General features: G+C 72.0%; 13 protein-coding genes, 1 tRNA gene and 1 rRNA gene. 12 read left to right on the top strand and 3 right to left on the bottom strand.

Annotation, left to right across the window (positions count from 1 at the left end; translation table 11 throughout):
- Positions 1 to 93, top strand: a 5S ribosomal RNA gene (gene rrf / locus ACZ6J5_RS14865); the annotation flags it as partial.
- Positions 94 to 98: 5 nt separating this feature from the next.
- Positions 99 to 171: transfer RNA gene (locus tag ACZ6J5_RS14870), tRNA-Thr, on the top strand.
- Positions 172 to 283: 112 nt separating this feature from the next.
- On the opposite strand, the gene ACZ6J5_RS14875 is transcribed toward ACZ6J5_RS14870, so the two are convergent.
- On the bottom strand, positions 284 to 2,935 hold the full coding sequence (locus ACZ6J5_RS14875) for a SpoIIE family protein phosphatase (protein ID WP_469391389.1): 2,652 nt from the start codon (positions 2,933 to 2,935) through the stop codon (positions 284 to 286).
- Between the two features lie 272 nt (positions 2,936 to 3,207).
- On the opposite strand from ACZ6J5_RS14875, the gene ACZ6J5_RS14880 reads away from it, so the two are divergent.
- The 10 genes from ACZ6J5_RS14880 to ACZ6J5_RS14925 all read left to right on the top strand — a co-directional run bounded on the left by ACZ6J5_RS14880 (position 3,208) and on the right by ACZ6J5_RS14925 (position 18,168).
- Positions 3,208 to 8,676 carry a HAMP domain-containing protein gene (locus ACZ6J5_RS14880; RefSeq protein ID WP_469391391.1) on the top strand — a complete coding sequence of 1,823 codons (5,469 nt, stop codon included), beginning with the start codon at positions 3,208 to 3,210 and terminating at the stop codon, positions 8,674 to 8,676.
- Positions 8,677 to 8,956: 280 nt separating this feature from the next.
- Positions 8,957 to 9,631, top strand: coding sequence for a response regulator (locus ACZ6J5_RS14885; protein ID WP_351661616.1), 675 nt, complete (start codon positions 8,957 to 8,959; stop codon positions 9,629 to 9,631).
- A 149-nt stretch (positions 9,632 to 9,780) separates the two neighbouring features.
- Positions 9,781 to 12,609, top strand: coding sequence for a DNA translocase FtsK (locus ACZ6J5_RS14890; RefSeq protein WP_469391393.1), 2,829 nt, complete (start codon positions 9,781 to 9,783; stop codon positions 12,607 to 12,609).
- Positions 12,610 to 12,851: 242 nt separating this feature from the next.
- The gene (locus ACZ6J5_RS14895) at positions 12,852 to 13,685 is read left to right on the top strand and encodes a helix-turn-helix domain-containing protein (RefSeq protein ID WP_469391395.1); all 834 of its coding nucleotides are present in this window, start codon (positions 12,852 to 12,854) and stop codon (positions 13,683 to 13,685) included.
- A gap of 73 nt (positions 13,686 to 13,758) precedes the next feature.
- Positions 13,759 to 15,318, top strand: a complete 1,560-nt coding sequence (gene rimO / locus ACZ6J5_RS14900; RefSeq protein ID WP_469391397.1) for a 30S ribosomal protein S12 methylthiotransferase RimO — start codon at positions 13,759 to 13,761, stop codon at positions 15,316 to 15,318.
- Complete coding sequence (pgsA, locus tag ACZ6J5_RS14905) at positions 15,315 to 15,989, top strand: CDP-diacylglycerol--glycerol-3-phosphate 3-phosphatidyltransferase (RefSeq protein ID WP_469391399.1); 675 nt, start codon at positions 15,315 to 15,317, stop codon at positions 15,987 to 15,989. The genes rimO and pgsA overlap by 4 nt, the downstream gene beginning before the upstream one ends.
- Positions 15,986 to 16,519 carry a CinA family protein gene (locus tag ACZ6J5_RS14910; RefSeq protein WP_469391401.1) on the top strand — a complete coding sequence of 178 codons (534 nt, stop codon included), beginning with the start codon at positions 15,986 to 15,988 and terminating at the stop codon, positions 16,517 to 16,519. The genes pgsA and ACZ6J5_RS14910 overlap by 4 nt, the downstream gene beginning before the upstream one ends.
- Before the next feature lie 109 nt (positions 16,520 to 16,628).
- On the top strand, positions 16,629 to 17,003 hold the full coding sequence (locus tag ACZ6J5_RS14915; RefSeq protein ID WP_469391403.1) for a helix-turn-helix domain-containing protein: 375 nt from the start codon (positions 16,629 to 16,631) through the stop codon (positions 17,001 to 17,003).
- A 239-nt stretch (positions 17,004 to 17,242) separates the two neighbouring features.
- On the top strand, positions 17,243 to 17,713 hold the full coding sequence (locus ACZ6J5_RS14920; protein ID WP_469391405.1) for a Dps family protein: 471 nt from the start codon (positions 17,243 to 17,245) through the stop codon (positions 17,711 to 17,713).
- A 125-nt stretch (positions 17,714 to 17,838) separates the two neighbouring features.
- Positions 17,839 to 18,168, top strand: coding sequence for a hypothetical protein (locus ACZ6J5_RS14925; RefSeq protein ID WP_469391407.1), 330 nt, complete (start codon positions 17,839 to 17,841; stop codon positions 18,166 to 18,168).
- On the opposite strand, the gene ACZ6J5_RS14930 is transcribed toward ACZ6J5_RS14925, so the two are convergent.
- Positions 18,116 to 18,880 (bottom strand): SDR family NAD(P)-dependent oxidoreductase, encoded by a 765-nt coding sequence (locus ACZ6J5_RS14930; RefSeq protein WP_469391409.1) that lies wholly within the window; start codon positions 18,878 to 18,880, stop codon positions 18,116 to 18,118. The genes ACZ6J5_RS14925 and ACZ6J5_RS14930 overlap by 53 nt on opposite strands.
- Positions 18,881 to 19,031: 151 nt before the next feature.
- Positions 19,032 to 19,829: a DNA-formamidopyrimidine glycosylase family protein gene (locus ACZ6J5_RS14935; protein WP_469391411.1), complete on the bottom strand. Its 798-nt coding sequence runs from the start codon at positions 19,827 to 19,829 to the stop codon at positions 19,032 to 19,034.
- Between the last annotated feature and the right edge of the window lie 27 nt (positions 19,830 to 19,856).

Below are 19,856 nucleotides of genomic sequence, written 5' to 3' on the forward strand. Positions count from 1 at the left end.
ACGCCCGGTTACATTCCGAACCCGGAAGCTAAGCCTTTCAGCGCCGATGGTACTGCAGGGGGGACCCTGTGGGAGAGTAGGACGCCGCCGAACAACCCGCCCTTTTAGCTCAGTCGGTAGAGCGTCTCCATGGTAAGGAGAAGGTCAACGGTTCGATTCCGTTAAAGGGCTCAGAGAAAAGGCCCCCGCCTGATGGCGGGGGCCTTTTTGTGTTTCCGGGGGATGAGAGGAGGGGGGGAGGGGAAGGCTGTTGACCTTCCCCTCCCCCCTCCTCTTCTCCGCTTCAGCGGTTGTGCGGTTCCGGGATGCGGAGGGCCAGGATGGCCATGTCGTCCGAGGCCGGCTCCTGGGCGAAGCGCTCGACCGCGCGCAGGACGCGGGAGGCGACCGCGCCGGCCGTCAGGCCCGTACACGACCTCAGGACCTCCGTGAGGCCGTCGTCGCCCAGCATCCTGGTGCCCTCGCGGCGTTCGGTGACGCCGTCCGTGACGCACAGGAGGACGTCGCCCGGGTCCAGGGTGACCGTCTGCTCGTACAGCTCCAGGTCGTCCATGACGCCGAGGAGGGGCTGCGGGTCCGCCGCGGGGCGGACCGTGCCGTCCTGGCTCAGACGGAGCGGGAGCGGGTGGCCGGCGCAGACGACCTTCAGGACCGCCGAGCCGTCCTCCTGCGGGCGCATCTCGCCGTACAGCAGGGTCAGGAAGCGGCTGCGGGCGCCCTCGTCGAGGATCGCCGCGTTCAGGCGCTCCAAGACGGCCGGGCCGCCGAAGCCCTCGCGGGCCAGCAGGCGCAGGGCGTGCCGGGCCAGGCCCGTGACGGCGGCGGCCTCCGGGCCCGTACCGCAGACGTCGCCGATGGCGAAGCCGTACGCGCCGTCGCGGATCGGGAAGAGGTCGTAGAAGTCTCCGCCGACCTCGTTGCCCTCGCCGGCCGCGCGGTAGATGACGTCGACCTCGACACCCGGGACGACGGGGAGGCCGGGCGGCAGCAGGCTGCGCTGGAGGGAGCGGCTGATGGCCGTGCGCTCCGAGTACAGGCGGGCGTTGTCCAGGGCCAGGGCGGCGCGCCGGGAGAGGTCCTCGGCGAGCTCCAGGATCTCCTGGCGGAAGTGGTCGTCCGAGGGCTTGCCGAGGGTCAGCATGCCGATGACGCGGTTGCGGGCGACGAGGGGCAGGACCACCGTCTCGCCGCCGACGGCCGTGGCGGTCGCCAGGGCCGTACCGATGCCGGAGGACATCGGGCCGCCGGGGGCGTCGAGTTCGCGCATCGAGGCGTTGAGGGCCGCACGGTGCGCGGCGTCGCCCGGGGCCGTCCACACGCGGGCGCCGGGCGTGGTCACCGGGTCCGGCGGGGAGATCGACACCAGCAGGGCCTTCAGGCCGTCGATCAGGTCCTCGTCCTCGTGCAGGACGTAGGAGAGGTACGGGTCGGAGGCCTGGTCGGCGATCGTGTAGACGGCGCACCAGGTGGCCAGGGTCGGGACCGTCATCTGGGCCATCAGGGCCAGCGTCTGGTCGCGGTCGAGGGTGCCGGCCAGCAGGTCGGAGGCCTCGACGAGGAAGCTGAGGGAGCCGCGGCGCAGGCGTTCGAGCTCGCCGAGGCGGGCGGACTCGACGGCGAGCGCGATCCGGTCGGCGGCAAACTGGAGGCGCAGGGCCTCCTCGTTGGAGTAGCGGTTGGCACCTTCCGCAGCGACGCCGAGGGAGCCGGTGAGGCGGCCCTCCACCTTGAGCGGGACCGTGACGACCGAGCGCATCCCGGTGCCTTCGAGGAGGGGTACGGCGCCGGGGACGGCGGCCAGGTCCTCGTGGACGGCGGGCATCCGGGCGGAGCCGTAGCGGCTGGCGCCGGTCTCGACGGGGACACGGGCGAAGCGCTGGCGGGCGGAGGGCAGGCCCGTGGTGGCCCGTACCTCCAGTTCGGTCTCGTCGTCGGTGGCGAGGAGGAGGAAGGCGGAGTCGCCGTCGAGCATGTCGCGGGCGCGCTCGACCGTGCGCTGGAGGAGGCCGTCGAGGTCGTCGGGGGCCGGGGAGCCGATGAAGACCTCGAAGGGGTCGGCGGCGGTGCGGCTCTCGGGGCCGGCGTCGGAGGCGGCGGGGCGCTGCGGGGTCTGGAGGACGGCGCGCTCGTACTCGCGGACGAGCAGGCAGACCGTGGACGGCTCGCCCTGGGCGTCGCGGACGCGCAGGTGGGAGGCGTAGACGGGGATGACGCGGCCGTCGGCGCAGCGGATGCCGTAGCTGCCCTCCCAGCGGGACAGGCGCAGGGCCTCGGCGAGGCCGGTGCCGATGCCGGGGGTGTGGGGCCAGGCGGCGAGGTCGCCGAGGGGTTTGCCGGTGACCTGCTCGGAGCCGTAGCCGAAGAGCTCCTCGGCGTCCTCGTTCCAGGCGGCGATGGCGCCGCCGCGGTCGATCTGGACGACGGCGACGCGGACGCGGCTCTCGGTGACGGGGAGGAGGGGGTCCGGCAGGACGGGGCCCGCGGAGCGGGTGCCGACGGGCCGCTCGGGCAGGTCGAGGTGGAACCAGACGTGCTTGCGGGTGGGGCTGTACTCGACGCCCCAGCGGGTGGCGAGGGCGGCGCAGAGCAGCAGGCCCCGGCCGTTCTCGCGGTCGGGGCCGGTCATGGCGCGGCCCTGCTGGACCGGGATCTCGCGCTCGGGGTAGCGGTCGGCGACCTCGATGCGGACGCCGTCGTCGGCGCGCAGGCAGAGGACGTCGGCGGCGGTGCCGGCGTGGATGACGGCGTTGGTGACGAGTTCGCTGGTGAGGACGACGGCGTCGTCGACGACCTCGGCGTACCCCCAGCCCTGGAGGGTGTCCCGGACGAAGGCCCGGGCGGTGGCCACGGACCGTCCGACGGGATCGAAACTGGCAGCCGCCCGCGCGGTGATCACTGAACTCCTCGTACGCGTCTCGACACCCGGCTCCGCCATGGTCGGTCTGCCCCTCCCGCCGCCTGTGCTCTTTCCGGCCGTCCGCACCGCACCCCGCCGCCGGGCGGACCGGGGCGGGTGGACAGCCGGATGCCAGGTTACTTACCTTCGCTGTCCCAGCGGATGCCGGTCATCGCTGTTTCCGTCCCCCGGGGGTGGGGACGTTGTGCGAAGCTGCCGAACTGTTATGGCCTGGTTCGGACACGGTGAAACACTGGGCAGGCTGGTAGCGAGAGACCGAGTGCATGGTCGACCCCTTCGGGAGGGACACGGTGGAGTCTGGCACGACGACGCGGCGCGGTGGCGGTTCGCGGGCGTGGGGGGCCTCCGGTGGCGGGCGGTCCCGGGGCGGCGGCACGGTGCAGGTGGACGCGGCGGCGCTGCAGCGGCTGCTCGGGGCGCTGGCGTCGATGCGCGACGGGAACTTCCGCAAGCGGCTGCCGGTCTCCGGCGACGGGGTGATGGCGGAGATCTCCGCCGTCTTCAACGAGCTCGCGGACCGGCAGACGCATCTGACGGGGGAGCTTTCGCGGGTGCGCCGGGTGGTGGGCCGTGAGGGCAAGCTGTCGGAGCGGCTGGAGACCGGGGCCGGCGAGGGGGCGTGGGCGGCGGCCGTGGAGGCCGCGAACGCGCTGGTGGACGAGTTGGCGCGGCCTGTCTCCGAGGTCGGGCGGGTGCTCTCGTCGGTGGCCGAGGGTGATCTGGGGCAGCGGATGGAGCTGCGCTCGGAGGGGGCGGACGGGACGACGCGGCCGTTGCGCGGCGAGTTCCTGAAGGTCGCCCGTACCGTGAACAACCTGGTCGACCAGCTGTCGGTGTTCGCCGACGAGGTGACCCGGGTCGCCCTGGAGGTGGGCACCGAGGGCAAGCTGGGCGGGCAGGCGCAGGTCCGGGGGATGTCGGGTTCGTGGAAGGACCTCACGGACTCGGTCAACACGATGGCGAACCGGCTGACGGCGCAGGTGCGGGACATCGCGCTGGTGACGACGGCGGTCGCGAACGGCGATCTGTCGCAGAAGGTCACGGCGAACGTGGCCGGCGAGATGCTGGAGCTGAAGAACACCGTCAACCGGATGGTGGACCAGCTCTCCTCGTTCTCGTCCGAGGTGACCCGGGTGGCGCGTGAGGTGGGCACCGAGGGGGAGCTGGGCGGCCAGGCGGAGGTGGCCGGGGTCGCCGGGGTGTGGAAGGACCTCACGGATTCCGTCAACACGATGGCGGGAAATCTCACCAATCAGGTGAGGGGTATCGCCGAGGTCACCACGGCGGTGGCCAACGGCGACCTGTCGCAGAAGGTGCGCGTGTCGGCGCGGGGCGAGATCGCGCAGCTCGCGGACACGATCAACCAGATGACGGAGACGCTGCGGACCTTCGCGGACGAGGTGACCCGGGTCTCCGGCGAGGTCGGCGCGCAGGGTCTGCTCGGCGGGCAGGCGCAGGTGCCGGGCGCGGCGGGCACGTGGAAGGACCTGACGGACTCGGTCAACACGGTCTTCCGGAACATCACCACGCAGGTGCGGGACATCGCGCAGGTGACGACGGCGGTGGCCAACGGCGACCTGTCGCAGAAGGTCACGGTGGACGTGGCCGGGGAGATGCTGGAGCTGAAGAACACCGTCAACACGATGGTGGACCAGCTGTCGGCGTTCGGCTCCGAGGTGACCCGGGTGGCGCGGGAGGTCGGCGTCGAGGGTCTGCTGGGCGGTCAGGCCGAGGTGCCGGGTGCGGCCGGTACGTGGAAGGACCTCACCGATTCGGTGAACACGGCCTTCCGGAACCTGACCGGCCAGGTGCGGGACATCGCGCAGGTGACGACGGCGGTGGCCAACGGCGACCTGTCGCAGAAGGTCACGGTGGACGTGGCCGGGGAGATGCTGGAGCTGAAGAACACCGTCAACACGATGGTGTCGCAGCTGTCGTCCTTCGCCGACCAGGTGACGCGGATGGCGAGGGACGTGGGCACGGAGGGCCGGCTGGGCGGTCAGGCCCGGGTGGACGGCGTGTCCGGGCGCTGGCGGGAGCTCACCGACTCGGTGAACTTCATGGCCGGCAACCTGACCTCGCAGGTGCGGCAGATCGCGCAGGTGACGACGGCGGTGGCGCGGGGCGACCTGTCGCAGAAGATCGACGTGGACGCGCGCGGGGAGATCCTGGAGCTGAAGAACACCATCAACACGATGGTCGACCAGCTCTCGGCCTTCGCGGACCAGGTGACCCGGGTGGCCCGCGAGGTGGGTACGGACGGGCGGCTGGGCGGTCAGGCGCAGGTGCCGGGCGTCGCCGGCGTGTGGCGGGACCTGACCGACTCGGTGAACGGCATGGCCGGGAACCTGACGGCGCAGGTCCGCAACATCGCGCAGGTCGCGACGGCGGTGGCCCGCGGCGACCTGTCGCAGAAGATCGACGTGGACGCGCGGGGCGAGATCCTGGAGCTGAAGAACACCCTCAACACGATGGTGGACCAGCTGTCCAGCTTCGCGGACCAGGTGACGAGGGTGGCCCGCGAGGTGGGCACCGAGGGCATCCTGGGCGGTCAGGCCGAGGTGCAGGGGGTCTCCGGCACCTGGAAGGACCTGACCCAGTCGGTGAACTTCATGGCGAACAACCTGACCTTCCAGGTCCGGAACATCGCCGAGGTCACCACGGCGGTCGCGCGCGGCGACCTGTCGAAGAAGATCACCGTGGACGCCAAGGGCGAGATCCTGGAGCTGGTGACGACCGTCAACACGATGGTGGACCAGCTGTCGAACTTCGCCGACGAGGTGACCCGGGTGGCGCGCGAGGTGGGCACCGAGGGCATCCTCGGCGGGCAGGCGCGGGTGCGCGGGGTGACGGGCATCTGGAAGGACCTGAGCGACAACGTCAACCTGATGGCCAACAACCTCACCAGCCAGGTGCGGAACATCTCCCGGGTCTCGGCGGCCGTCGCCAACGGCGACCTGACCAAGAAGGTCACCGTGGACGCGCGCGGCGAGGTCGCCGAGCTCGCCGACACCGTCAACACGATGGTGACGACGCTGTCCTCGTTCGCCGACGAGGTGACCCGCGTGGCCCGGGAGGTGGGCACCGAGGGCGAACTGGGCGGCCAGGCGCGGGTGCCCGGGGTGTCGGGCACCTGGAAGGACCTGACCGAGTCGGTGAACTCGATGGCCGACAACCTGACCGGTCAGGTGCGCCAGATCGCCGCCGTCACCACGGCCATCGCCAAGGGCGACCTCACCAAGAAGATCGACATCGACGCGCGCGGCGAGATCCAGCAGCTGAAGAGCACCATCAACACGATGGTCGACCAGCTGTCGAACTTCGCCGAGGAGGTCACGCGCGTGGCCCGCGAGGTGGGTACGGACGGGCAGCTCGGCGGTCAGGCCCGGGTGCGGGACGTGGAGGGCACCTGGTCGGACCTCACCCAGTCGGTGAACGAGATGGCCGGGAACCTGACCCGTCAGGTGCGGGCGATCGCGGCGGTCGCCACGGCGGTGACGCGCGGCGACCTCAACGTGAAGATCGACGGCGTGGACGCGGCCGGTGAGATCCAGGCGCTCCAGGACAACATCAACACGATGATCTCCAACCTGCGCGACACCACCCTCGCCAACGACGAGCAGGACTGGCTCAAGGGCAACCTGGCCCGGATCTCCGGTCTGATGCAGGGCCGGCGGGACCTGGACGACGTGGCCTCGCTCATCATGAGCGAGCTGACGCCGGTGGTCTCGGCCCAGCACGGCGCCTTCTTCGTGGCGATGCCGACGGGCTCCGCGCACAACGACGCCGAGCCGCTGGGCGAGGGGGAGGGCTCGTACGAGCTGCGGATGCGCGGCAGTTACGGCTACTCCGCCGGGTCGATGCCGACCTCGTTCCGGCCCGGGGAGACGCTGATCGGGACGGCGGCGGAGGAGAAGCGGACCATCCAGGTCAATGTGCCGCCGGGCTATCTGAAGATCTCGTCCGGGCTCGGCGAGGCGGCTCCGGCGCACGTCATCGTGCTGCCGGTGCTGTTCGAGGGGCGGGTGCTGGGCGTGATCGAGCTGGCGTCGTTCCAGCCGTTCACGCAGATCCAGCGGGACTTCCTCAACCAGATCGCCGAGCTGATCGCGACCACGGTCAACACGATCAGCGTCAACACCCGTACCGAGGTGCTGCTCCAGCAGTCGCAGGAGCTCACCGAGCAGCTGCGGGAGCGGTCGGCGGAGCTGGAGCACCGGCAGAAGGAGCTGCAGAACTCCAACGCGGAGCTGGAGGACAAGGCGGAGCTGCTGGCCCGTCAGAACCGGGACATCGAGGTGAAGAACACCGAGATCGAGGAGGCCCGGCAGGTCCTGGAGGAGCGGGCCGAGCAGCTCGCGGTGTCGATGCGCTACAAGTCCGAGTTCCTGGCGAACATGTCGCACGAGCTGCGCACGCCGCTCAACTCGCTGCTGATCCTGGCGAAGCTGCTCGCCGACAACGCGGACACCAATCTGACGCCGAAGCAGGTGGAGTTCGCCGAGACGATCCACGGGGCGGGTTCCGACCTGCTCCAGCTGATCAACGACATCCTGGACCTGTCGAAGGTCGAGGCGGGCAAGATGGACGTCTCGCCGACCCGGATCGCGCTGGTGCAGCTCGTCGACTACGTGGAGGCGACCTTCCGGCCGCTGACCGCGGAGAAGGGGCTGGACTTCTCGGTGCGGGTGTCGCCCGAGCTGCCGGCCACCCTGCACACCGACGAGCAGCGGCTGCTCCAGGTGCTGCGCAACCTGCTGTCCAACGCGGTGAAGTTCACCGACACGGGCGCGGTGGAGCTGGTGATCCGGCCGGCGGGCGCGGACGTGCCGCAGTCGATCCGGGAGCAGCTCCTGGAGGCGGGGACGCTGCGCGACCCGGACGCGGACCTGATCGCGTTCTCGGTGACGGACACCGGCATCGGCATCGCCCCGGGCAAGATGCGGGTGATCTTCGAGGCGTTCAAGCAGGCGGACGGCACGACCAGCCGCAAGTACGGGGGTACGGGGCTGGGGCTTTCGATCAGCCGGGAGATCGCGCGGCTGCTGGGCGGCGAGATCCACGCGGCGAGCGAGCCGGGCCGAGGCTCGACGTTCACGCTGTATCTGCCGCTGAGCCCCGGCGAGACGGCGCACCCCGGGCACGGGCAGGAGCCGCCGGAGGCCGCCGGGGCGCACACGCCGGTGGGCGACTTCGGCGACGGGCTCGTGCACTTCGCGCCGGCGCCGCCGGCCGAGGCGAGGTCCGGGGCGCTGTTCCGGCACCGGCGCAAGGCGGTCGAGCAGCCGCGGGCGGCCCTTCCCGGGCAGCCGGAGCGGACCGGCGCGGCCGAGCCGGAGGAGCGGCCGGAGCCGGCTCCGCGCCGTACCTTCGGCTTCGCCGGGGAGAAGGTGCTCATCGTCGACGACGACATCCGCAACGTCTTCGCCCTCACCAGCGTCCTGGAGCAGCACGGGCTCGCGGTGCTGTACGCGGAGAACGGGCGCGAGGGCATCGAGGTGCTGGAGCAGCACGAGGACGTGTCGGTCGTGCTGATGGACATCATGATGCCGGAGATGGACGGGTACGCGACGACGACCGCGATCCGGCGGATGCCGCAGTTCGCGGGGCTGCCGATCATCGCGCTGACGGCGAAGGCGATGAAGGGGGACAAGGAGAAGGCACTGGAGTCGGGCGCCTCGGCCTATGTGACCAAGCCCGTCGACCCGGACTTCCTGCTGACCGAGATGGAGAAGTGGATGCGGGACGGGGAGGGCTGAGCGGGGCCGGTGGCACCGGTCGGCCGGCGGGCCGGTGCCATCCGGGTGTGAGAGGCCCGGGGACGGGGAACCTTCTGGTCTCCCACCGCGTTCGACGTACGGGCACGGGGCCGTGCTCAGTGACAATGCGGTGACAGGGTGTGGCGACGGGCGGGGTGCGGCTACGATGACCGGCACAAGGACGGACGGCGCATGGGAGTCGTCTTCTGGGGCGGCGCCCGGTGCTTCCCCCGGCTCGCGGAGCCGGAGCGAGACAGTGCCGGGGCGAGGAGGACGGGGCATGGTGCAGAAGGCCAAGATCCTCCTGGTCGATGACCGGCCGGAGAATCTGCTGGCGCTGGAGGCCATTCTCTCGGCGCTCGATCAGACGCTGGTGCGGGCATCGTCCGGGGAGGAAGCGCTCAAGGCGCTGCTGACCGACGATTTCGCGGTCATCCTGCTGGACGTCCAGATGCCCGGCATGGACGGGTTCGAGACGGCGGCGCACATCAAGCGGCGCGAGCGGACCCGGGACATCCCGATCATCTTCCTCACCGCGATCAACCACGGCCCGCACCACACCTTCCGGGGATACGCGGCGGGCGCGGTCGACTACATCTCGAAGCCGTTCGACCCGTGGGTGCTGCGGGCCAAGGTCTCCGTCTTCGTCGAGCTGTACATGAAGAACTGCCAGCTCCGGGAGCAGGCGGCGCTGCTGCGGCTCCAGCTGGAGGGCGGCGGACACAACGGGCACGCCAAGGAGTCCGCGGGGCTGCTCGCCGAGCTCTCCGCCCGGCTGGCGGCGGTCGAGGAGCAGGCCGAGGCGCTGTCCAAGCAGCTCGACGACGACTCCGCCGACGCGGCGGCCGTCGCCACCGCGGCCCATCTGGAGCGCAAGCTCACCGGGCTCCGCCGTGCCCTCGACGCCCTGGAACCGGGCACGGGCGGCGCGCCCACGCTGCCCGCGCAGAGCTGACCCGGCGTCACTCCGCTTCGCCCGCGCGCCGGCGCGGAACGTCACCCGTAGGGCGTCGGCCGTGAGCGGGCGTCAGTTTCGCGCCCCGTAGCGGCGACACGAACGGGTGAGCTGTTTCCCCGGCCGCGTACACCGGTAACCTCAGCATCATGGCCTCACGTACGTCCGGCAAGGGTTCCCAGGGCACGGCGGGCACCGCGAAGCCGCGCGCCGGCCGTACGACCGGCACCGCGAAGAAGGCGGTGCCCGCGAAGGCGCCCGCCAAGCCTGCCGCGAAGAAGGCGCCCGCCAAGAAGGCGGCGCCCGCCAAGCGCGCGCCCGCGCGCAAGACCGCCGCGAAGAAGGCCGCGCCGCGCCCCGCGCCGTCCCCGACCGGGGGCCTCTACCGGCTCGTGCGCGGGCTCTGGCTGGGTCTCGCGCACGGTGTCGGCGCGATGTTCCGGGGGATAGGGCGCGGAGCCAAGGGCCTCGACCCGGCGCACCGCAAGGACGGCATGGCGCTGCTGCTGCTCGGCGTCGCCCTGATCGTCGCCGCCGGGACCTGGTCCAATCTGCGCGGTCCCGTCGGCGACCTGGTCGAGATGCTGGTCACCGGCGCCTTCGGGCGGCTCGACCTGCTGGTCCCGCTGCTGGTCGGCGCGATCGGCGTCCGGCTGATCCTCCACCCGGAGAAGCCCGAGGCCAACGGGCGGATCGCGATCGGGCTGTCGGCGCTGGTCGTCGGCGTGCTCGGGCAGGTGCACATCGCCTGCGGCTCGCCCGGCCGCGAGGACGGAACCAAGGCCATGCAGGACGCGGGCGGGCTCATCGGCTGGGCCGCCTCCAAGCCGCTCGTCTTCATGATGGGCGAGGTCCTCGCGGTGCCCCTGCTGGTGCTGCTCACGCTCTTCGGGCTGCTCGTCGTCACCGCCACCCCGGTCAACGCGATCCCGCAGCGGCTGCGCGCCCTCGGCGCCCGGCTGGGGATCGTCGAGCCGGAGTACGAGCCGGAGCACGACGACCTCCGTGACGCGCGCGACGCGTACGGCGACGACTGGCGCGAGGCCGGGCCCGGTCCCGCGCGCCCGGCGCGCCGGCGTGCGCCCGGCGCGGGGCCGGGCTACGACGCGGACGGGGCCGACCGGGCGGAGTCCGCGGCCCTGGAGCGGCGCGGCCGGCGCCGTACGCCGTCCTCGTCGGCCTTCGACACCGGCGGGCTCGACCCGGTCGACGTCGCCGCCGCGGCGGCCGCCGCCCTGGACGGGGCCGTCCTCAACGGGATGCCGCCGTCGCCGCTGGTCGCCGATCTGACCCGGGACCTGACCGCCGAGCGGGCCGCCGCCGTCGCGGCCGCCGCGGCCGAGGCCGCAGAGGCGCCCGGGGCTCCCGCGAAGCCGGTGCCGACCGCGCGCGGTGCCAAGGCGGCCGGGGAGCGGGCGTCCGGGGGAGTGCCGGACCTGACGAAGCCGGCGCCCGAGCCGACCGACCTGCCCGCGCGCGCCGAGCAGCTCCAGCTCTCCGGCGACATCACGTACTCCCTGCCCTCCATGGACCTGCTGGAGCGCGGCGGGCCCGGCAAGACCCGCAGCGCCGCCAACGACCTGATCGTGGAGTCGCTGACCAACGTCTTCGCCGAGTTCAAGGTGGACGCGGCCGTCACCGGCTTCACCCGGGGCCCGACGGTCACCCGCTACGAGGTGGAGCTGGGCCCGGCGGTCAAGGTCGAGAAGATCACCGCGCTGACCAAGAACATCGCGTACGCCGTGGCCAGCCCCGACGTGCGGATCATCTCGCCGATCCCGGGCAAGTCCGCCGTCGGCATCGAGATCCCGAACACCGACCGTGAGATGGTCAACCTCGGCGACGTGCTGCGGCTGGCCGAGGCGGCGGAGGACGACCACCCGATGCTGGTGGCGCTCGGCAAGGACGTCGAGGGCGGCTACGTGATGGCCAACCTGGCGAAGATGCCGCACATCCTGGTCGCCGGAGCCACCGGCTCCGGCAAGTCCTCGTGCATCAACTGCCTGATCACCTCGGTGATGATAAGAGCGACCCCGGAGGACGTCCGGATGGTGCTCGTCGACCCCAAGCGGGTCGAGCTCACCGCCTACGAGGGCATCCCGCACCTGATCACGCCGATCATCACCAACCCGAAGCGGGCCGCCGAGGCCCTCCAGTGGGTCGTGCGCGAGATGGACCTGCGCTACGACGACCTGGCCGCCTTCGGCTTCCGGCACATCGACGACTTCAACCAGGCGATCCGCGACGGCAAGGTCCAGCTCCCGCCGGGCAGTGAGCGCGAGCTCAAGCCGTACCCGTACCTCCTGGTGATCGTCGACGAGCTCGCCGACCTGATGATGGTGGCCCCCCGGGACGTCGAGGACGCCATCGTCCGCATCACCCAGCTGGCCCGCGCGGCCGGCATCCACCTGGTGCTCGCCACCCAGCGGCCCTCCGTGGACGTCGTCACCGGTCTGATCAAGGCGAACGTGCCCTCCCGGCTCGCCTTCGCCACCTCCTCGCTCGCCGACAGCCGGGTCATCCTCGACCAGCCGGGCGCCGAGAAGCTGATCGGAAAGGGCGACGGCCTGTTCCTGCCGATGGGTGCGAACAAGCCGACCCGTATGCAGGGCGCCTTCGTCACCGAGGCCGAGGTCGCCCTTGTCGTCCAGCACTGCAAGGACCAGATGGCGCCCGTCTTCCGGGACGACGTCACCGTCGGCGCCAAGCAGAAGAAGGAGATCGACGAGGAGATCGGCGACGACCTGGACCTGCTGTGCCAGGCCGCCGAGCTGGTCGTCTCGACCCAGTTCGGCTCCACCTCGATGCTCCAGCGCAAGCTGCGGGTCGGCTTCGCGAAGGCCGGGCGGCTGATGGACCTGATGGAGTCGCGCAACATCGTCGGACCGAGCGAGGGATCCAAGGCCCGGGACGTGCTTGTCAAACCGGATGAGCTGGACGGGGTGCTGGCCGTGATCCGCGGGGAGTCCGACGGCTGAGCGGGGGAGTCCGACGGCCGGCGGGAGTGGCCGGAAGACGCCGTGACGAGACCGGGCCGAGACTCACTCGTAAGGGAACGAGGGCAACCGTTTCCCTTGGGCATACGTCAAGTTGGAGGGAGGGACAGGACGATGTCCCAGCCTCATGGCGTACAAACGACGCCCGCCCGGTTGCCCCACCCTTTCGTACCACCCATAGACTGAACGTCCAGCAGGTGGCTACACGCTCGAAAGGCGCTCTCGTGTCCATCGGCAACTCCCCCGAATCCCCCGAGGACGACCGGAACTTCCCGGCAGATGACCGGGATTCGATCGGTCGCGCCCTCCAGCAGGCCCGTGTCGCCGCCGGTCTCACCGTCGAAGAGGTCAGCGCCTCCACCCGAGTGCGCGTGCCGATCGTGCACGCGATCGAGGAGGACGACTTCTCGCGCTGCGGCGGCGACGTCTACGCCCGCGGGCACATCCGCACCCTCGCGCGCGCCGTCCGGCTCGATCCGGCCCCCCTGATCGAGCGGTACGACGCCGAGCACGGCGGCCGGCCCGCCCCGACCCCCGCGGCGCCGCTCTTCGAGGCGGAGCGCATCCGCCCCGAGCCGCGCCGCCCCAACTGGACCGCCGCCATGGTCGCGGCGATCGTGGCCGTCGTCGGCTTCGTCGGCTTCACGATGTTCAACGGGAACGACGTGCGCGGCAACGGCGCGGTCGCCGAGGGCCCCGCCCCGGCGCCCAAGGCCACCGCCAGCGCCAAGCCCAAGCCGGTGAAGCCCGCCCCCAAGCCCGCGCCCTCCGAGAGCGCCATCGCGGCGGTCCCGCAGGACAAGGTCACCGTGAAGCTCACCGCGACCGACGACAAGAGCTGGATCTCGGCCAAGGCGCACGACGGCAAGCTGCTCTTCGACGGACTGCTCCTCCCGGGCGAGTCCAAGACCTTCCAGGACGACGAGCGCGTGGACCTGATCCTCGGCAACGCCGGGCCGATCGAGCTCTACGTCAACGGCAAGAAGGTCCAGGACACCTTCGAGTCCGGCCAGGTCGAGCGCTTGTCGTACACCAAGGGAGACCCCGAGGCCGGCTGATCCCGGTGACGTGAGTGACGAGGGTGAACCCTGCGCGGCGGAGGTACGGCCGGGACGAAGTAGTCTTGAGTCCATGCCCGAACGCCGTACCGTCGCCCTTGTCACTCTCGGCTGCGCCCGTAACGAGGTGGACTCGGAGGAGCTCGCAGGCCGCTTGGCAGCGGACGGCTGGGAGCTCGTCGAATCCGCCGAGGACGCAGACGTCGCCGTCGTCAACACCTGCGGCTTCGTCGAAGCCGCCAAGAAGGACTCCGTCGACGCCCTCCTCGAAGCCAATGATCTGAAGGACCACGGCCGCACCCAGGCCGTCGTCGCCGTCGGCTGTATGGCCGAGCGCTACGGCAAGGAACTCGCCGACGCGCTCCCCGAGGCCGACGGCGTGCTCGGCTTCGACGACTACGCCGACATCTCCAACCGCCTCCAGACCATCCTCAGCGGCGGCAGTGTCGAGGCGCACACCCCGCGTGACCGGCGCAGCCTGCTGCCGCTGTCCCCGGTGGAGCGCCAGAAGGCCGCCACGGCGGTCGCCCTGCCCGGCCATGGGTCCGCCGCGGCCGCTGAGGCGCCTGAGGCGCCCGAGGCGCCCGTCGCCCCGGAGAACGTGCCGACCGACCTCCCCGACGGCCTGGCGCCCGCCTCCGGCCCCCGCGCGCCCCTGCGCCGCCGCCTGGACACCAGCCCGGTCGCCTCGGTGAAGCTGGCGTCCGGCTGTGACCGCCGCTGCTCCTTCTGCGCGATCCCGTCCTTCCGCGGCTCCTTCGTCTCGCGCCGCCCCTCGGACGTGCTGAACGAGACCCGCTGGCTCGCCGAGCAGGGCGTCAAGGAGGTCATGCTGGTCTCCGAGAACAACACCTCGTACGGCAAGGACCTCGGCGACATCCGCCTCCTGGAGAGCCTGCTGCCCGAGCTGGCCGCCGTCGACGGCATCGAGCGCGTCCGGGTCAGCTACCTGCAGCCCGCCGAGATGCGCCCCGGCCTGATCGACGTGCTCACCTCGACCGAGAAGGTCGTCCCGTACTTCGACCTGTCCTTCCAGCACAGCGCCCCGGACGTGCTGCGCGCGATGCGCCGCTTCGGCGACACCGACCGCTTCCTGGAGCTCCTGGAGACGATCCGCTCCAAGGCCCCGACCGCCGGCGCCCGCTCCAACTTCATCGTCGGCTTCCCCGGCGAGACCGAGGCGGACTTCGCCGAGCTGGAACGCTTCGTCACCCACGCCCGCCTCGACGCCATCGGCGTCTTCGGCTACTCCGACGAGGACGGCACCGAGGCCGCCACGTACGAGCACAAGCTCGACCAGGACGTCGTCGACGCGCGCCTCGCGCACCTCTCCCGGCTCGCCGAGGAGCTCACCGCCCAGCGCGCGGAGGAGCGGATCGGAGAGACCCTGGAGGTGCTGGTCGAGTCCTTCGACGAGGAGGCCGACGGCTGGATCGGCCGCGCCGCGCACCAGGCGCCCGAGACCGACGGCCAGGTGCTGCTCCCGGCGGACTCCGCCGAGGGCCTCGGCCTGGCCCCGGGCCGCATGGTCACGGCCAAGGTCGTGGACACCGAGGGCGTCGACCTGGTCGCCGAGTGCTGCGACGTCCTGGGCGAGGCGCAGGGTCCCGGTGCCGAGGAGGCGGACAGATGACCGGAGTGCCGGCATCCGCGACGGGCGGGTCCGGTACGCCGGCGCCCCGCGGCAAGCTGGGCACCGCGGCCGTCAAGCAGGCCGGCCTCTGGAACATCGCGAACATCCTCACCATGGTCCGGCTCGTGCTCGTGCCCGGCTTCGTGGTGCTGCTCTTCCAGGACGGCGGGCACGACCCGGCCTGGCGCGCCTGGGCGTGGGCGGCGTTCGCCGTCGCCATGATCACCGACGTCTTCGACGGGCACCTGGCGCGCACGTACAACCTGGTCACCGACTTCGGGAAGATCGCCGACCCGATCGCCGACAAGGCGATCATGGCGGCCGGCCTGATCTCCCTCTCGTACCTCGGGGACCTGCCGTGGTGGGTCACGGGTGTGATCCTCGCCCGTGAGCTGGGGATCACCCTGATGCGGTTCTGGGTGATCCGGCACGGGGTCATCCCGGCCAGCCGGGGCGGCAAGATGAAGACCCTCGCGCAGGGCACGGCGGTCGGCATGTACGTGCTGATGCTCACCGGTCCACTCGCCACCCTGCGCTTCTGGGTGATGGCGGTGGCCGTCGTGCTGACGGTCGTCACCGGCCTCGACTACGTCCGGCAGGCCGTCACGCTGCGCCGCCGGGGACTGGCCGCCGAGCGCGCCGCGGCGGCCGCGGAGGCGGACGGACGATGAACGAAGCCGCCCGGGTGCTGGAGCTGCTCGCGGAACGAGGCCAGACGCTGGCCGCCGCGGAGTCCCTCACGGGCGGTCTGGTGGCCGCGGAGCTGACCGGGGTCCCCGGGGCCTCGAAGAACTTCCTCGGCTCCGTCACGGCCTACGCGACGCCGCTCAAGGAGCGGCTGCTCGGGGTCGACGGCACCCTTCTGGCGGAGCGAGGCGCGGTCGATCCCGAGGTCGCGCTGCAGATGGCGGCGGGTGTGCGGACCCGTCTGGGGGCCGACTGGGGCATCGCGACCACGGGGGTCGCGGGGCCCGATCCGCAGGACGGACAGCCCGTGGGGACGGTCTACGTGGCCGTCGCCGGGCCCTCGGGGGAGCGCTGCGGGGCGGGCAAGGTGGCCTCGTTGCGATTGAACGGCGATCGCGCGGAAATCCGTAGAGAGAGCGTGCGGAGCGTGCTCGAATTGCTCCGAGAGCTGCTCGGCGGAGAACACCCGGAAAATGCGCGGGCACAGGATACGGAACAGAACGGGGGAGATTGATGTTTGCAGCCATGAGTGAACACGACATCGCTCCCCGCACGGCCGCGGCGCGAGGCGGTACGGTGGGGCGTGAAGGATGCGGCTACGCGGTCCGAGGAGGGAGCCACCGATGATTCTGCTCCGTCGCCTGTTGGGTGACGTGCTGCGTCGGCAGCGCCAGCGCCAGGGCCGTACTCTGCGCGAAGTCTCCTCGTCCGCCCGAGTCTCACTCGGCTATCTATCCGAGGTGGAGCGGGGGCAGAAGGAGGCGTCCTCCGAGCTGCTCTCCGCGATCTGCGACGCGCTGGACGTACGGATGTCCGAGCTCATGCGTGAAGTCAGCGACGAGCTGTCACTGGCCGAACTGGCCGCGTCGGCAGCGGCGAGCGAACCGGTGCCGGCGCCGGTCCGCCCGATGCTCAACTCGGTTTCGGTGACGTCGGTGTCCACCGAGCGGGTGACCATCAAGGCGCCCGCCGAGGCTGTGGACGTCGTCGCGGCCTGAGGCCGACGCATCTCGATCGAGCGCTACCGAGCCCCGGTCGGCACCCCCTCGCGGGGTGCCGACCGGGGCTCGCTCTCGTTCCGCGAGGCCGCCCTCCTCCCCGCCCGCCCCGCTGCCCGGCGTACCCCGCTCCCCCCGCGTTCGGAGCCCCGGGCGCGGTGTGCGGTGAGGTGTTTGAGATGCCGGATCGGGGCGAGACGTGCAGGGTGGGGGAATATACGACTGTTGGGAGAAAAGGCATGTCCGTGGTCAAGAGCCCGCTGTCCGAGACCGATCTCAAGACGGTCGGAGGCGCCCTGCAAGGGGCGCTGGTCGATCTGGTCGATCTCGCCCTGGTGGCCAAGCAGGTGCACTGGAACGTGGTCGGCCCCCGGTTCCGCTCGGTCCACCTGCAGCTCGACGAGGTCGTCACCACCGCCCGCACGCACTCCGACACCGTGGCGGAGCGCGCCTCCGCGATAGGAGTGAACCCGGACGGGCGGGCGACGACGGTGGCGTCCGGCAGCGCGATCGGCTCCGTCCCGGACGGCTGGATCAAGGACGAGGACGCCGTGCGGATCCTCGTGGACGCGCTCGGCGCCGTGGTGGCGCGGATGCGCGAGCGCATCGACGCGACGGGTGATCCGGACCCGGTGAGCCAGGACATCCTGATCGCGGTCACGGCCGACCTCGAGAAGCACAGCTGGATGTACCAGGCGGAGAGTGCCTGACGATGGCGGAGCGCCGGACGGCGGCGGGAGCGACCGCGATACGCGTGGTGTGCGCCCGGTCTGCCCCTTGTGCGCCCTCCCGCAGGGTGATCCTGCCGGACTAGCGTCGACCGGAGGAGGCGGCCATGGTACGGCGACGGGTTCCGCTGGTGACGCTCACGCTGGTCGCGGTCGGGCTGGTGGCCGGTGGGCTCTGGTGGTGGGCGGTGATGCGCCTGCTGCTGGTGCCGGGGGAGGCGGGACCGGTCGAGGGGGCGGTGGCCGCGGGCGGCTGGGGGCTGAGCCTGTTGCCGGTGCACGTGGCCGCCTCTTCGCGACGACGGGCTGCCGCCTCGGGGCGTCCGGGTGGTCAGGGAGGTCCCGGAGGTCAGGCAGGTCTCGGGGCGGTGCCGGAGCTGCCGGTCACCACGGCATGGCGACGCCGCCGTTGGGGCGGAGGATCTGGCCCGTCGTGAACGAGGAGGCGTCGCTCGCCAGGTGCAGCACCGCGTGTGCGATCTCCTCGGACTCGCCGACGCGGCCGAGCGGCGAGACGCGGACCATCATCGCCTCGGCCTGCTCCTGCGCGGCCGGCTCGTGGCGGTCGGTCATCGGGGTGCGGATCCAGCCCGGCGCGACCGCGTTCACCCGGATGCCGTGCCGGCCCACCTCGGCGGCGAGCGTCTTCGTCAGCTGCACCACGGCCGCCTTGGCGACGCTGTAGCAGAGCAGCCCCGGGCTCGCGGTGTCCATCGCCCCGGAGGCCATGGTCACGATGGAGCCCGGGACGCCGTGCTCGATCATGGCGCCCGCCGCCTCCTGGCAGGCGTGCAGCACGCCCTTGAAGTTGACCGCGAGGACCCGGTCCAGGTCCTCCTCGCGGGTCTCCAGGACCGTACTCGTGTGCATGATCCCGGCGACCGCCGCCATCACGTGCAGCGGGCCCGCGGCGCGCACCGCGGCGGCGAGGGCCGTGCGGTCGGTGACGTCCAGGGCGTGGACGTGCGCGGTGCCGCCGCGCCGGCCGATCCGGGCCGCGGTCTCCTTGAGGCCGTCCGCGTCGCGGTCCGCGCAGTGGACGGCGGCGCCCGCCTCGGCGAGCAGCTCGGCGGTGGCGCGGCCGATGCCGCTCGCCGCTCCGGTGACGAAGGCCGTGCGGCCGGTGAGGTCGTACGCGGTGAGGGCCATGACCCGGACGGTACGACCGGATCTGACGGGTCGTCAATTGGCGGGGGCGGTCGGATCCGGCGGGGACGTCAGGTCGGACCGGCGGGGACGCGGCCTGGGGTGAGCCGGGGGACGTGGCCTGGGCCGGGGCGCGGCCTGGGGCGGATGCGGGTCAGGCCGCTCCCGGGCCCGGGCCCCGTTGGCAGCCGGGGCACCAGTACGTCACCCGGTCGTCGAGCTCCGCCTTGCGGACCGGGCGGCCGCAGCGGGGACAGGCGCGGCCCTCGCGGCCGTAGACGTACAGCCGCTCGCCGGAGCGCCCGGTCGTGGTGGTGCGGCGGTCGGGGCGGGCCTTGTTCGCCTCCAGGAGACGGTGGGCGGTGACCGCCAGCCGCTCGGGGACGCCCGGCGGCAGCTCGCCGACCGGCAGCCAGGGGGTGACGGCGGCGAGGAAGGCCAGCTCCGACTTGTACACGTTGCCGATCCCGGCGAGGTTCCGCTGGTCGAGCAGCGCCTCGCCCAGCGGGCGCGCCGGGTCCCCGGCCAGGCGGCGGGCGGCCTCCTCGGCGTCCCAGTCGGGGCCCAGCAGGTCCGGGCCGAGATGGCCCACCACCCGCCGCTCCTCGGCGGTCCTGAGCAGTTCCAGGACCGGAAGCCGGTAGCCGTACGCGGTGAACTCCGCGTTCCCCAGGATCGCCCGGAGCTGGTGCTCCGCGCCGCCGCGCGGGCGCTCCCCGGTGGCGAAGACCCGCCACGCCCCGTCCATCCGCAGATGCGAGTGGAGCGTCAGCCCGCCCTCGATCCGGGCCAGCAGGTGCTTGCCGCGCGGCGTGACGTCGAGCACCCGCCGCCCGGTGAGATCGGCGGTCGCGAACCGGGGCACACGCAGGTCGGAGCGGGTCAGCACCCGCCCCGCGAGCGCCTCGTCCAGCCGGCGGGCGACGGACCAGACGGTGTCTCCTTCGGGCATGGGGCCATGATGCCCTCGGGGAGCACC

The sequence above is a fragment of the Streptomyces sp. NPDC042100 genome, from assembly GCF_055582325.1.

Excerpts from the sequence above, each read along its gene's own strand:
- ACZ6J5_RS14875 (WP_469391389.1), bottom strand. The coding sequence starts at position 2,935 with ATGGCGGAGCCGGGTGTCGAGACGCGTACGAGGAGTTCAGTGATCACC.
- ACZ6J5_RS14890 (WP_469391393.1), top strand. The coding sequence starts at position 9,781 with ATGGCCTCACGTACGTCCGGCAAGGGTTCCCAGGGCACGGCGGGCACC.
- ACZ6J5_RS14885 (WP_351661616.1), top strand. The coding sequence starts at position 8,957 with ATGGTGCAGAAGGCCAAGATCCTCCTGGTCGATGACCGGCCGGAGAAT.
- ACZ6J5_RS14935 (WP_469391411.1), bottom strand. The coding sequence starts at position 19,829 with ATGCCCGAAGGAGACACCGTCTGGTCCGTCGCCCGCCGGCTGGACGAG.
- ACZ6J5_RS14910 (WP_469391401.1), top strand. The coding sequence starts at position 15,986 with ATGAACGAAGCCGCCCGGGTGCTGGAGCTGCTCGCGGAACGAGGCCAG.
- ACZ6J5_RS14925 (WP_469391407.1), top strand. The coding sequence starts at position 17,839 with ATGGTACGGCGACGGGTTCCGCTGGTGACGCTCACGCTGGTCGCGGTC.
- ACZ6J5_RS14920 (WP_469391405.1), top strand. The coding sequence starts at position 17,243 with ATGTCCGTGGTCAAGAGCCCGCTGTCCGAGACCGATCTCAAGACGGTC.
- ACZ6J5_RS14930 (WP_469391409.1), bottom strand. The coding sequence starts at position 18,880 with ATGGCCCTCACCGCGTACGACCTCACCGGCCGCACGGCCTTCGTCACC.
- ACZ6J5_RS14915 (WP_469391403.1), top strand. The coding sequence starts at position 16,629 with ATGATTCTGCTCCGTCGCCTGTTGGGTGACGTGCTGCGTCGGCAGCGC.
- pgsA (WP_469391399.1), top strand. The coding sequence starts at position 15,315 with ATGACCGGAGTGCCGGCATCCGCGACGGGCGGGTCCGGTACGCCGGCG.
- rimO (WP_469391397.1), top strand. The coding sequence starts at position 13,759 with ATGCCCGAACGCCGTACCGTCGCCCTTGTCACTCTCGGCTGCGCCCGT.